The 12,998-nt window shown below is 62.4% G+C and carries 10 protein-coding genes and 1 tRNA gene; 3 read left to right on the top strand and 8 right to left on the bottom strand.

Translation table 11 applies throughout. From position 1 onward, the window contains the following. Positions 1-8 precede the first annotated feature (8 nt). The 7 genes from HU760_RS23210 to rpsU all read right to left on the bottom strand — a co-directional run bounded on the left by HU760_RS23210 (position 9) and on the right by rpsU (position 10,241). Positions 9-470, bottom strand: a complete 462-nt coding sequence (locus HU760_RS23210) for an Lrp/AsnC family transcriptional regulator (RefSeq protein ID WP_112251518.1) — start codon at positions 468-470, stop codon at positions 9-11. Between the two features lie 84 nt (positions 471-554). After that, a complete protein-coding gene (locus HU760_RS23205) occupies positions 555-1,676 on the bottom strand; it encodes a Fic family protein (protein ID WP_186675023.1) in 1,122 nt (373 codons plus the stop codon). Between the two features lie 193 nt (positions 1,677-1,869). Next, positions 1,870-1,946: transfer RNA gene (locus tag HU760_RS23200), tRNA-Ile, on the bottom strand. 16 nt (positions 1,947-1,962) lie between these two features. Further along, a complete protein-coding gene (locus tag HU760_RS23195) occupies positions 1,963-5,706 on the bottom strand; it encodes an EAL domain-containing protein (protein WP_186675024.1) in 3,744 nt (1,247 codons plus the stop codon). A 115-nt stretch (positions 5,707-5,821) separates the two neighbouring features. Then, positions 5,822-7,672, bottom strand: coding sequence for an RNA polymerase sigma factor RpoD (rpoD, locus tag HU760_RS23190; protein ID WP_186675025.1), 1,851 nt, complete (start codon positions 7,670-7,672; stop codon positions 5,822-5,824). 67 nt (positions 7,673-7,739) lie between these two features. Continuing rightward, positions 7,740-9,722 carry a DNA primase gene (gene dnaG, locus HU760_RS23185; protein WP_186675026.1) on the bottom strand — a complete coding sequence of 661 codons (1,983 nt, stop codon included), beginning with the start codon at positions 9,720-9,722 and terminating at the stop codon, positions 7,740-7,742. A gap of 303 nt (positions 9,723-10,025) precedes the next feature. Further along, on the bottom strand, positions 10,026-10,241 hold the full coding sequence (gene rpsU, locus HU760_RS23180; RefSeq protein ID WP_003255575.1) for a 30S ribosomal protein S21: 216 nt from the start codon (positions 10,239-10,241) through the stop codon (positions 10,026-10,028). 204 nt (positions 10,242-10,445) lie between these two features. Between rpsU and tsaD the strand changes: the two genes are divergently transcribed. Next, positions 10,446-11,471 carry a tRNA (adenosine(37)-N6)-threonylcarbamoyltransferase complex transferase subunit TsaD gene (gene tsaD, locus HU760_RS23175; protein ID WP_170027942.1) on the top strand — a complete coding sequence of 342 codons (1,026 nt, stop codon included), beginning with the start codon at positions 10,446-10,448 and terminating at the stop codon, positions 11,469-11,471. Between the two features lie 3 nt (positions 11,472-11,474). Here the strand turns inward: tsaD and plsY are convergent, their stop codons facing one another. Next, on the bottom strand, positions 11,475-12,044 hold the full coding sequence (plsY, locus tag HU760_RS23170) for a glycerol-3-phosphate 1-O-acyltransferase PlsY (protein ID WP_186675027.1): 570 nt from the start codon (positions 12,042-12,044) through the stop codon (positions 11,475-11,477). A 74-nt stretch (positions 12,045-12,118) separates the two neighbouring features. On the opposite strand from plsY, the gene folB reads away from it, so the two are divergent. After that, positions 12,119-12,475: a dihydroneopterin aldolase gene (gene folB / locus HU760_RS23165; RefSeq protein ID WP_019471281.1), complete on the top strand. Its 357-nt coding sequence runs from the start codon at positions 12,119-12,121 to the stop codon at positions 12,473-12,475. Further along, positions 12,466-12,975: a 2-amino-4-hydroxy-6-hydroxymethyldihydropteridine diphosphokinase gene (gene folK, locus HU760_RS23160; RefSeq protein WP_186675028.1), complete on the top strand. Its 510-nt coding sequence runs from the start codon at positions 12,466-12,468 to the stop codon at positions 12,973-12,975. The genes folB and folK overlap by 10 nt, the downstream gene beginning before the upstream one ends. Positions 12,976-12,998 lie beyond the last annotated feature (23 nt).

Here is a 12,998-nt window from a genome sequence, read left to right as displayed (position 1 = left end):
CAGCCAGCTCAGAGCGGCTGTCCGCGGTCCACTTTGCTGCTGAGGATGATCGACGTGGTGGTCTTCTCCACCCCGTCGACACTGCCGATCTGGTCGAGCAACTGGTCCAGTTGCTCGGGCGAATCCGTACGCAGCCAGGCCACATAGTCGAACTCGCCGCTCACCGCGCACAGCTGCTGCACCTGCCCCATGGCACTCAAGCGCCGCACCACCTCCTTGCCCGAGCGCGGCTGCACCTTGATCCCCACATACGCTTGCAGCCCGCCGCCCAATACCCGCTGGCCCAGACGCACGCCATAGCCGGAGATGACCTTGTTCTTCTCCAGCCGCTCCAGGCGCGAGTTGACGGTAGTGCGGGCGATACCCAGCTGGCGGGCAAGGGTAGCGACACTTTCGCGGGCGTTGATCTGCAGCAGGGCGATCAGCTGGCGATCGATTTCATCCAGCGTGATGGAACGGGAATCCGACATGGCAAGTCTCTACGGTTGGCCTGCCAGCCTAGCCAGCCCTTGGCGATGAGGGCAAGGGCAGTGACCCGCTGGCGGTTCAGTTGCTCAACGTGTAATTCGATAGCGTGTGCTGCGCCCGCCACCGGGCAGTCGTTCGATACAGCCCTTTTTCAGCAAGTCGCTCAGATGACGGGTCGCGGTGGCTTTGGATACCTTGGTTACCGCTTGGTACTGAGCGGCGCTGATGCGATCTTCAAAACCACGTTCTCCACCGTCCAGCAGGCGATTGAGCACTTTGACCTGCTCCACCGACAATGTCTGGCTGCGATGCGCCTGCCAGAAGCGTGCCTTGGCCAGCACGCGATCGATGCGAGCAAGGGCCTGTTCCAGGCTTTTGAGCAACGTCGCGAGGAACCATTGCAGCCAGGCGGTGATGTCCAGGGAGCCTTTCTGGCTGGCCTCGAGGATGCGGTAGTAACCGGTGCGGTCATCGAGGATGCTTGCGGACATGGCGTAAAAGCGGACGGCCTGCTGCTCGCCTTCAGCCAATGCCAGGTCGGTGATGGCGCGTGTGAGGCGACCGTTGCCATCATCGAAGGGGTGCAGGGTAACGAACCAGAAATGAGCGATGCCGGCGCGTACAAAGGGGTCGAGGCTAGCCTCGCTGCGGCTGCGCTCGAACCAGGCGAGAAATTCTGCCAGTTGCGCTTCCAGCCCTTCGCGAGGAGGAGCTTCGAAATGTACGGTAGGGCGGTCGATCCGGCCTGATACGGCCTGCATCGGCTCATCGCCACGCAGTGCGCCGATGTGTAACGGCCGCGCCAGCAATTGCTCATCGCTGGGGAATAACCAACGGTGCCAGGTGAACAGTCGCTGTTCGTCCAGCGGTTGCTGGTGGGCACGGGTGGCATCGAGCAGGAGTTCCGCCAGGCTTTCGGAGCGTGAGGTGGTGCGGCCTTCTTCATTCAGCCCCAAACGCCGCGCCAGTGATGAGCGTACCGAACCGAGATTCAGCTGTTCACCCTCGATGGCTGAAGAGGTGATGATGTTCTGCAGCATGGCATCCAGGCTGCTCTGCACTTCGGTGTCCTTCCCTACCGCGCCGAGCATGCCCAACAAACGTCCCTCGGCCTGACCGCAAGCGCGCAGCAGCGGTGCAAGCGCTTCGGCTTGCCAGCTGAAGTGTGGCCAATCAGGCTGCTGCCAGATACAGAGCGGGTCGTTCATAAGGTTCGATGAGCCGATTAACGAGCCTATTCGGCTCACATGATGAGCCGATAATGCCGGCTATTCGGCTCACTGTCTATTTTCAAGGTAGGTGGTTTGGTTATGGTGTGTGGTGGATGACGTCAAAGTCACGGTGCGCTTTTGCAGGGGCCAGAAACGCGAAAGCCGCGCAATAGCGCGGCTTCGTCATAGCTGGTGGGCCCACACGGACTCGAACCGTGGACCAAAGGATTATGAGTCCTCTGCTCTAACCGACTGAGCTATAGGCCCTCAGTAAGTCGCCGGATTATAACGAGGGTTTCGCACCTGTGCCATCTGAAAGATCCGATAGTGCTATGCGAAGGAACCCTGCCGCAAACTCTTCCGGCGGCAGTGGCAGACTGACGATGTAGCCCTGGATCTGCTCGCACCCTTCTGCTGCCAGAAAACGCTGCTGGGCCTGGTTTTCCACGCCTTCGGCAATGATGGTCAGCTGCATGCTGCGGCCCAGGGCGATGATTGCGCGGGCAATGGCGGCGTCGTGTGGATCGTCGGGCAGGCCGCGGATGAACGACTTGTCGATCTTCAGAATGTCCAGCGGCAGGCGTTTGAGGTAGCTCAGTGAGGAATACCCGGTGCCGAAGTCGTCGATGGCCAGTTGCACGCCCAGTTTCTTCAACTGATACAGCACGGCCAGGGCTTCTTCTGCCTGGCTCATGATGAAGTTTTCAGTGATTTCCAGCTGCAGGTCGCCAGCCTGCAGCTGGTATTGCTTGAGCAACTGTTCGATACGCCGGGCCAGGTGCGGTTGGCGCAGCTGCGCGCCGGCGAGGTTGATCGAGAGTGGGCCGAAGGGTTCGTAGTACTGCTTCCAGGCCTGAATCTGGCGGCAGGCCTGCTCCAGTACCCAGTCACCAAGCTGGAGGATGGTGCCGTTCTCTTCCGCCAGGTGGATGAAATGTTCCGGTGGCACTTCGCCAAAGGTCGGGTGGCTCCAGCGGATCAGCGCTTCGGCACCCACCAGGCTCTGGGTCCTGAGGCTGAGTTTGGGCTGGAAGTACAGGCTCATTTCGTTGCGTTCGACGGCGCGGCGCAGCTCGTGCTCCAGGGCGATGCGTTCGCTGGCTTGGGCAGTGAGGTCGAGGGTATAGGCTTCGACGCGGTTGCGGCCTTTGGCCTTGGAGCGGTACATGGCCGCGTCGGCGTTGCGGATCAAGGTGGAAACGTCGATACCATCCTGTGGATAAAGGCTGATGCCGATGCTGGCGCTGGTGAAGAACTCATGTTCGCCGGCCTGGAACGGCGCGTTGAAGCAGGACAGCAGCTTGTTGGCGATAGTGCTCGCGTCACTGGGTTTGTGCAGGCCAGGCAGCAAGATGATGAATTCGTCACCGCCCAGGCGGGCCACGGTGTCGACGTCGCGTACCTGCTCCTTCAGGCGTTGCGCGATGCCCTTGAGCAGCAGGTCGCCGACCGGGTGGCCGAGGCTGTCATTGATGTGCTTGAAGCGGTCGAGATCGAGGAACAATACCGCCCCCTGGCGGTTGGATTCCTGTTCGCTGATGAGCACGGCCTGCAGGCGACTTTCGAACAGGGTGCGGTTTGGCAGCCCGGTGAGCGGGTCGTGGTGAGCCTGGTAGTCAAGCTTGGCCTGGGCGTGCTTGAGGCTGGAGATGTCGGCGAACACTGCGACGAAGTGGGTGATCTCGCGTTCGCTGTTGCGCACGGCGCTGATGGTCAGCCAGCCGGGGTACAGCTCGCCGTTCTTGCGTTTGTTATAGATCTCGCCTTGCCAGTGGCCTTCGTCGGTCAGCTGGTGCCACATGGCTGCATAGAAGGCGCTGTCGTGCTGGCCGGAGGCGAGCAGGCGCGGGGTCTGGCCGAGCGCCTCGATCTCGCTGTAGCCGGTGATCTCGGTGAAGGCGCGGTTGACCGCACTGATGCGCTGGTCGATGTCGGTAATCAGGACGCCTTCGGCGGTGTTCTCGAACACGGTGGCAGCCAGTTGCAGCTTTTCCTGCATCAGTTGGCGCTCGGTGATGTCACGGGCGATGGTCAGCATGCAGTCGACGCCGGCAATCGGCAGGGGGCGCGCGGACAGCTCACAAAGGCGGATCTGTCCATCGCTTCGGCGAATGTGGCAGGTGAAGTCTCGCACGAAACCGTCGCGGTTGAGTTGGTCGACCAGGCGCCTGCGTTCGTTGAGGTCTACCCAGATGCCCAGGTCCAGCGAGGTCTGGTCGAGGGCCGGGTTGAGGTCATAGCCGGTGAGGCGGCAGAAGCCTTCGTTCACTTCGAGCAGCAAACCGTCGGTCTGGCGCGACAGCAGCAGGCCGTCGGGGGAGGCATGGAAGGCCTTGGCAAATTTCTCTTCCGAGGTTCGCAGCTGCTCCTGGGTTTCCTTGAGCTGGCTGATGTCGCGTACCGCCACCACCAGCGCCGGGGTGCCGTCGAGCTCGAAGGTTTCGGCCGAGGTCAGGCCGGTGAACAGTTGGCCGTTGCTGCGCCGGAAGCTCATCTCCAGGTTGCGGATACCGCCTTGGTGCAAACGTTCGAGCAGGCGTGGGCCGGTGCCTTCGACGCCCCACAGGTTCAGGTCGGTGGCAGTGCGACCGATGACCTGGTCCGGGGTCAGGCCGATCTGCTCTTCGAAGGCTTCGTTCACCTCCAGCAGGCAGCCGTCGCTGTGGCGGGCGATCAGCAGGATGTCTGGGCACTGCTGGAATACCGAGGCGAACTTTTGTTCCGACAGGCGCAGGGCGTTCTCGGTGCGCTTGGTCTCGCTGATGTCGATCATCAACCCACGCATCACCGGTTTGTGGCCATGCTCGATCATGCTGACGATGTTGCGCACCCACAGTGGCTGGCCATCGGCGCGGATCACCCGATAGTCCAGGCTGTGGTCACGCCCGGCCGCCGTTTCGCTGTCGCAGTAGGCCTGGGCCCAGAGGGCGTCATCCGGGTGCAGGATGCTGCGCCAGAAACCGGGCTTCAGCCATTCGCTCAGCGGATAGCCCAGCAGGTCTTCGGCATGCGGCGAGACGTAGCTGTAGATGAAATCGTTGGCGTCGGCCTCCCAGGCAATGGCGGACAGGCTCTCGACCAGGCTGCGGTAGCGGTATTCGCTGCTGCGCAGCTCCTGTTCAAGGGCGATGCGCCGGGAAATTTCCGAGCTGAGGCGGCGGTTGATGCGGATGACCACCGCCAGCACCACCATCAGCAGCAGAACCGCCGGCAGGCCATACGCCAGCAAGTCGGACCAGAACATCCGTTGGTCGACAACATTGCCCACCCAGCGTTGCTGGATCTGGCTGACTTCGCCGCTGCTCATGTCGGCGATCACCTTGTCGAGAATGCCGACCAGCACCTTCTTGTCACGCGGCACGGCCATGGCTAGCTGGTAGCGGTAGGGGGTTTCGCCGCTGACATACAGGCCATCGAGCTTCAGCTGGCGCAGGCTCCAGATACTCGACGCGAGGTCACCCACCACGGCGTCTACCTGATCGGTGGCCAGGGCCTGCAGTGTGGAGCTGACATTGGGCAGGGCCACCAGATTGAGGTCTGGGTGGTGCGTACGCAGCAATTCGTGCGGGGCGTAGTTCTCCACTACCGCGACCTTCAGGCCATACAGTTCTTCGAGGTTGCGTGGCTGTGCACCGCCTTTATGGGCGAGGATGACGATGGGGAAATCGAGGTACGGGCGGGTGAAGGCCAGGTAGCCCTGACGCTCGGGGGTGGACATGATGCCGGGCAGCAGGTCGATGCGGTTTTCGCGCGCCAGCGCCAGCACTTCGGTCCAACTGCGGGGTTCGACCGGTTTGAGCGTCACCTCCAGGCGTTGCTGGATGGAAGCGATGTAATCGGCGGCCAATCCCTGGTACCGGCCCTCCTGGTCGCGAAACTCGAACGGTGGCCAAGAGGCGTCTACACCCAGGCTCAACTGCGGATGGGCAGCCAACCAGGCTTTTTCCTCATCTGTCAGGGTCAGGGCGCCGGCCGTTGTGTTCCACAAAAGCAGGAACATCAACAGGATGGCCGGCAACAGGGACATAGCGGCCTCGCTTTCAGGGGGACTGAAGTCGAGTGTAGACGGGCATTGCTGCTGATGTGTGCGGCGGAGAGCGGAACCGAAAAGAAAAACCCCGGCCTGGGCCGGGGTTTTGTCTTCACTCGTCGAGGAAGGAGCGCAGGTGCTCGCTGCGAGTCGGGTGGCGCAGTTTGCGCAACGCCTTCGCTTCGATCTGACGGATCCGTTCACGGGTCACGTCGAACTGCTTGCCTACCTCTTCAAGGGTATGGTCGGTGTTCATGTCGATACCGAAGCGCATGCGCAGCACCTTGGCTTCACGAGCGGTGAGGCCGGAGAGCACGTCGCGGGTGGCTTCCTTGAGGCTTTCGACCGTGGCCACATCGATCGGGGACTGCATGGTCGAGTCCTCGATGAAATCGCCCAGGTGCGAATCTTCGTCGTCACCGATCGGGGTTTCCATGGAGATCGGCTCTTTGGCGATCTTCAGTACCTTGCGGATCTTGTCCTCAGGCATTTCCATGCGCTCGCCAAGTTCTTCCGGGGTCGGTTCGCGACCCATTTCCTGCAGCATCTGACGGGAAATACGGTTGAGCTTGTTGATCGTCTCGATCATGTGCACCGGAATACGGATGGTGCGTGCCTGGTCGGCGATCGAACGGGTAATCGCCTGACGGATCCACCAGGTGGCGTAGGTCGAGAACTTGTAGCCGCGACGGTATTCGAACTTGTCCACCGCTTTCATCAAGCCGATGTTGCCTTCCTGGATCAGGTCGAGGAACTGCAGGCCACGGTTGGTGTACTTCTTGGCGATGGAGATCACTAGACGCAGGTTCGCCTCGACCATTTCTTTCTTGGCGCGGCGGGCCTTGGCTTCACCGATCGACATGCGACGGTTGATTTCCTTGATCTCGGCAACGGTCAGGCCGCTTTCGTTCTCAAGGTCGATCAGCTTCTGCTGGCAAGCGACAATGGCTGCGTCCTTCTCACCCAGGGCGGCAGCCCACTTGGTGTTGCGCTTGGCCAGGTCACCGCTCCAGGTCTGGTCGGTTTCGTTGCCCGGGAACATGCGCAGGAAGTCGGCGCGCGGCATGCGCGCATCACGCACGCACAGCTGCATGATGGCGCGTTCTTGCTGGCGCAGACGGTTCAGGGCGTCACGCACACGTTCTACCAGTACCTCGAACTGCTTGGGTACCAGCTTGATCGGCATGAACAGGTCGGCCAGGGCCTGCAGGGCCTCGATGCTTTCCTTGTGGGCGCGACCGTTCTTCTTCAGGACCTTGTTGGTGGCCTGCAGCTGGTCGGAGACGGCACCGAAACGCTGGCGGGCGACTTCCGGGTCCGGGCCGCTCTCGGCCTCTTCCTCGTCGTCACCGCTTTCGGATTCTTCCTCGTCGTCGTCGGACTCTTCCTTCGCGGTCGCGGCCTTGGTGCCCGGGATCGGCACTTCTTCGGTCGGCGCGGCGATGTTGTCGTCAGGGTCGATGTAACCGCTGAGAACGTCGGACAGACGGCCACCTTCACTGGTGACCCGGTCATATTCGCCGAGAATGTAGTCGACAGTGCCCGGGAAGTGGGCGATGGCGCCCATGACTTCACGGATGCCTTCCTCGATACGCTTGGCGATTTCGATTTCGCCTTCGCGGGTCAGCAACTCGACGGTACCCATTTCGCGCATGTACATGCGCACCGGGTCGGTCGTGCGGCCGATATCGGTTTCAACTGCCGCCAACGCAGCAGCGGCTTCTTCGGCCGCAGCTTCGTCGGTGTCGGCTTCCGCCAACAGAAGGGCATCCGCATCCGGAGCACTCTCGAATACGTTGATCCCCATGTCGTTGATCATGCGGATGATGTCTTCCACCTGTTCCGGATCTGAAATATCCTCAGGCAGGTGGTCGTTGACCTCCGCGTAAGTCAGGTAGCCCTGCTCACGACCGCGGGTGATCAACTCTTTGATACGAGACTGCTGTTGCGCTTTTCCGGACATAACACCCTATCCACTGAAGGTCTTGGCGGGCAAAAAACAAGCCGAGGATTATACCCGAGCATGGGCCTCACGCGCCAGATGAGGTCGGCGTTTGTGCGGGAACATTCCGGCTCAGCAGGGCGAGGAGCTGGGATTTCTCCTCGCTGGTCAATTCGCTTTGACGTGATTTCCTGAGCAGTTGTTCCAGGCTGCGCTCGCGTTGGCGGGCGGACAAGCTAGTTATAGTGTCGAAAAACTGTTGTTCAAGGTTGTCGGCCACGATCAGCCATTCCTTTTCCGCCAGCGCCCGTAGCAGGCGGCCCTGTTCGGTGCCGTGCCAACGTGCGATCAACTGCATTGAGCTTAGCCCAGGATTTTTCTGCGCGGCTTCGATCAGGGCCACCAGCAGCTGGCTGTACAGGTGTTCTTCGTCGGCAAAATGGCTGGCATCTTCCACCTTGCCGGCCAGCAGTGGGTGGTGCAGCAGAGTGCGCAGGGCGGCCAAGGTTGGCGGCTCGACCGGGGCTGGCACGCGCGGTGGCGCTTCGTCACGTTGTTGCCAGGGTTTGCCACCCTTGCGGTTCTTGTCCCAGGGCTTGTCGCCCCACTGCTTCTTGCCAGCGCCCTTGTTCGGCTTCCACGCCGGTTCCTGCTGGGCAGGGGCGTAGTCGTGCTGCGGCATGTCGCCGTAGTCGGGGGTATAGCTGGCCATGGCGTCGTAATCGTAGCCAGGGTCGTAGTCCGGCACGTTGCCGGGGGCTGGGGCGTGTTGCGCCAGTTGTTCGACCTGCTGCGGGTCGAGGCCAGTGATTTCGCGCAGGCGGTTGCGCATCAGCTGGCGCAGGTTGGCGCCGGGGATCTTTTCGATCAGCGGTGCTGCCAGGGTCGCCATATGCGCCTTGCCTTCCAGCGAACGCGGGTCGGCTTCCACGCCCAATTGCTCGAAGAAGTAGTCGGCCAGCGGCTGGGCGTGCTGGTTGATACGTGCCATGAAGGCATCGGTGCCTTCGGCGCGCACCAGGCTGTCCGGGTCTTCCCCTTCGGGCAGGAACAGGAAGCGTGCACGACGGCCGTCCTGCAGGTTCGGCAGGGTCGACTCCAGGGCGCGCCAGGCGGCCTTGCGCCCGGCCTGGTCACCGTCGAAGCAGAACAGCACGCTGGGTACCACACGGAACAGGCGCTTGAGGTGCTCTTCGCTGGTGGCGGTGCCAAGGGTGGCCACGGCATTGCGCAGGCCTTGCTGGGCCAGGGCGATGACGTCCATGTAGCCTTCGACGACGATGATTTCGTCGAGGTTGCGGTTGTGCTTGCGTGCCTCGTACAGGCCGTACAGTTCCTGGCCCTTGTGAAATACCGGGGTTTCCGGGGAGTTCAGGTACTTGGGCTTGTCGTCGCCGAGCACTCGGCCACCAAAGGCGATGATACGCCCGCGGCTATCGCGGATCGGGAACATCACCCGGTCGCGGAAGCGGTCGTAGCGCTTGCCGCTTTCGGCGTTCTCGATCAGCAGGCCGGCGTCGATCATCACCTTCTGCTGCAGGCTGTCGGCACCCAGGTGCTTGAGCAGGTTGTCCCAGCCTGGCGGGGCGAAGCCCAGGCCGAAGTCGCGGGCGATCTCCCCGGACAGGCCGCGGCCCTTGAGATAATCCACCGCCGCCTTGCGGGTCGGGTGGCTGCGCAGGGCCTGGCGGTAGAACTCCGAAGCAGCATCCAGCAGCGGGTACAGCGGCGAATCGGTGGGCTGGCGCGGTTTGTGGTCGCGGCGGCCTTGCTCGCGGGGTACTTCCATGCCGGCGGCGCGGGCCAGTTCCTCGACCGCCTGGGGGAAGTCCAGGTTGTCGTGGTCCATGACGAAGCCAAGGGCGTTGCCACCGGCACCGCAGCCGAAGCAGTAGTAGAACTGCTTGTCGGGGCTGACCGTGAAGGAAGGGGTCTTTTCCTTGTGGAACGGGCAGCAGGCGGAGTAGTTCTTGCCGGTCTTTTTCAGCTGGACGCGCGAACTCACCACGTCGACGATGTCGAGGCGGTTGATCAGGTCGTCAATGAAACTCTGGGGAATCAGCCCGGCCATGGCAGTCTCGTCATCTGGCAACTGGCAAGTCTAATCGCTCACGCGCCGAATGGGGCGGGTGCCGCTTGGGGAAGTGCGCGGGAAAATGTGCTCGTCGCCAGCCCGGTGGGGCCCGTCAGTCGGACGTGCACGTCTGGTCATACAACAAGGAGGACCAGCTCTGACGTTTCAGGCAGGTTGCCCATGTGCAGTTCGCAAGAAGCTTGTGCAGGGCCTTGAGCTAGCTGCTCAAGTTTGAAACGACCACTGCCATCGCCCGGCGGTTAGCCGGGCAGGGCAGAAGCTTTGCGTAGAACGCCTGTATTAGTACAGACGAACGGCGCGGCGCTGTTCGCGCTGAACTTTCTTGGCGTGACGCTTAACAGCAGCAGCTGCTTTGCGCTTACGCTCGGCGGTCGGCTTCTCGTAAAACTCGCGGCTACGAACTTCAGCCAGTACACCGGCTTTTTCGCAGGAGCGCTTGAAACGACGCAGAGCTACGTCGAAGGGTTCGTTCTCTTTAACTTTGACGGCTGGCATCCAGGGCTACCTTAATTCATTACCGGGGTAGACGTGCTCCTGGCAAAACAAAGGTGTGCTGGAGAACGTCGGTTTTCAAGGGTTGCGGATGTTAACCCTTAGCAAGCCGGAATGCAAAGCCTCTGATCGAAAACCGCTGGTCGGCATCCGACACGAGGACTATCATGCGCGGCTTCGAATTCAGCCCCCACAAGGGACGAGCCCATGCTAGTACTGGGATTGGAAACATCCTGCGACGAAACTGGCGTCGCATTATATGACAGCGAGCGTGGTTTGTTGGCCGACGCACTGTTCAGCCAGATCGACCTGCACCGCGTGTTCGGCGGCGTGGTACCCGAGCTTGCCTCGCGTGACCACGTCAAGCGCATGCTGCCGCTCATCCGCCAGGTGCTGGACGAGGCAGGCTGCGTTGCCACCGAAATCGACGCCATTGCCTACACCGCCGGCCCTGGCCTGGTCGGTGCCTTGCTGGTGGGGGCGTCCTGTGCGCAGGCGCTGGCCTTTGCCTGGGACATCCCGGCGATTGGCGTGCACCATATGGAAGGCCACCTGCTGGCGCCCATGCTGGAGCAGAACCCGCCCGAGTTTCCGTTCGTCGCCTTGTTGGTATCGGGCGGCCACACCCAGCTGGTGCGCGTCGATGGCATCGGCCAGTACGAGCTGTTGGGCGAGAGCCTGGACGACGCCGCCGGCGAAGCGTTCGACAAGACGGCCAAGCTGATCGGCCTGAACTACCCTGGTGGCCCGGAAATCGCTCGCCTGGCCGAGCGCGGTGTGCCGGGGCGCTTCGTGTTCCCGCGGCCGATGACCGACCGCCCGGGCCTGGAGTTCAGCTTCAGCGGCCTGAAAACCTTCGCCCTGAACACCTGGCAACAGTGCCGCGATGCTGGTGACGACAACGAACAAACCCGTTGCGACCTGTCCCTGGCGTTCCAGCAGGCGGTGGTGGAGACTCTTACCATCAAGTGCAAGCGGGCGCTGAAACAGACCGGCCTCAAGCGCCTGGTCATCGCCGGTGGTGTCAGCGCCAACAAGGCCTTGCGTGCGTCCCTCGAGGACATGCTCGCCAGCATCAAGGGCAACGTGTACTACGCGCGCCCGCAGTTCTGCACCGACAACGGCGCGATGATCGCCTACGCTGGTTGCCAGCGGTTGCTGGCCGGGCAGCAGCAGGACCTGGCAATCAGCGTGCAGGCACGCTGGCCGATGGAGCAGTTGCCGCCGGTCTGACGGCTAGAAATGGCGTTCGCGGCCGGCGAACAGGTCACGCAGGTTGCTGCGGTGACGCCATACGATCATGACCGTCAGCACGCTGATCGGCAGCAGGGCCTCTGGCTCGCGCCACGCCAGCAAGGGCAAGGTCAGCGGCGTTGCAATCAGCGCCGCCAGCGAGCTGGTACGGGTGAGGTAGAAGGTCAGCAGCCAGGCGCCGATCGCCAGCATCGCGGCCGGGAAGTACAGGGCCATGAGCATGCCGGCGGCGGTCGCCACGCCCTTGCCGCCGCGGAAGCGGAAGTACAGCGGGAACAGGTGGCCCAGCACTGCGCACACGCCAACCCAGGCTTGCGCTTGCAGGTCCAGCCCGGCAAGGCGGGCGAGCCATACCGGCAACAGGCCCTTGCACAGGTCGCCGAGCAGGGTCAGGATCGCCAGCTTGCGGCCTGCCAGGCGTAGCATGTTGGTGGCGCCGGCATTGCCTGAACCGCTGGAACGCGGGTCCGGGCTGCCCGCGAGGCGGCTTAGGACGATGGCGAAGGACAGCGAGCCGAGCAGGTAGGCGAGCAGCGCCAGTAACCAAAACATGCTAACTATTCCGGGCGAGGACGCCCTGATTCTAACGGCGCCAGTCGCCCTTGTCGTGCTGTGGAGAGAAGTGCTTGGACAGAGTGTTCATCGAAGGCCTGGAAGTCGATACCGTCATCGGTGCCTATGACTGGGAGCGGGATATTCGCCAATGCTTGCGCCTGGACCTGAGCTTCGCCTGGGACAACCGCCCGGCTGCGGCCGGTGATGACCTGAGCCTGGCGCTGGATTACGCCAGTGTGTCGGCGCGTATCCAGGCGTTTGCCGAGCAGGCCCGTTTCGAACTGGTGGAAACCTTTGCCGAGCGCCTGGTGGCAACGCTGATGGAAGAGTTCCACATCCCATGGGTGCGGTTGAAGCTGACCAAACCGGGTGCGGTGCCTGCGGCCCGTGGTGGTGTTGGCGTGGAGATCGAGCGCGGATGTCTCTGAGCACGGTGTACCTGGGCCTTGGCAGCAACATCGACCGCGAGGCGCACTTGTGCGCCGGGCTCGATGCTTTGGCCGGCATCCTGACCGGTATGCGCTGTTCGCCGGCATTCGAAAGCCAGGCGGTGGGCATCAAGAGCGGGCCGTTCATCAACTTCGTGGTGACCGGGCAGACGGCGCTGCCGTTGATCGAACTGGACCGCCGGCTGAAGTTCATCGAGGCTGACAACGGCCGCTATGCACCGGACCGCAAGGGGCTGCCGCTGGATATCGATGTGCTGATGTATGACGACTTGCTCGGCACCTTCGATGGGCTTGTGCTGCCCCGTGCCGAAATTCTGAAGAATGCCTTCGTGCTGTGGCCGCTATCGCTGCTGGCGCCCGACCTGGTGCATCCGGGGGTAGACAAGAGCATGGCGCAGTTGTGGCAGGAGGCGCGGATTGACCAGGTACTGGCGCCGGTTGCCTTTGAATGGCGTGGGTTGCAGCTGACTCCGGCTTGAGCCTGTACCAGCCCTTCCGCGGC

Origin of the sequence: Pseudomonas oryzicola, assembly GCF_014269185.2 — a bacterium.
Taxonomy (GTDB): Bacteria; Pseudomonadota; Gammaproteobacteria; order Pseudomonadales; family Pseudomonadaceae; genus Aquipseudomonas; species Aquipseudomonas oryzicola.
This window is presented reverse-complemented; position numbering and strand designations above follow the sequence as displayed.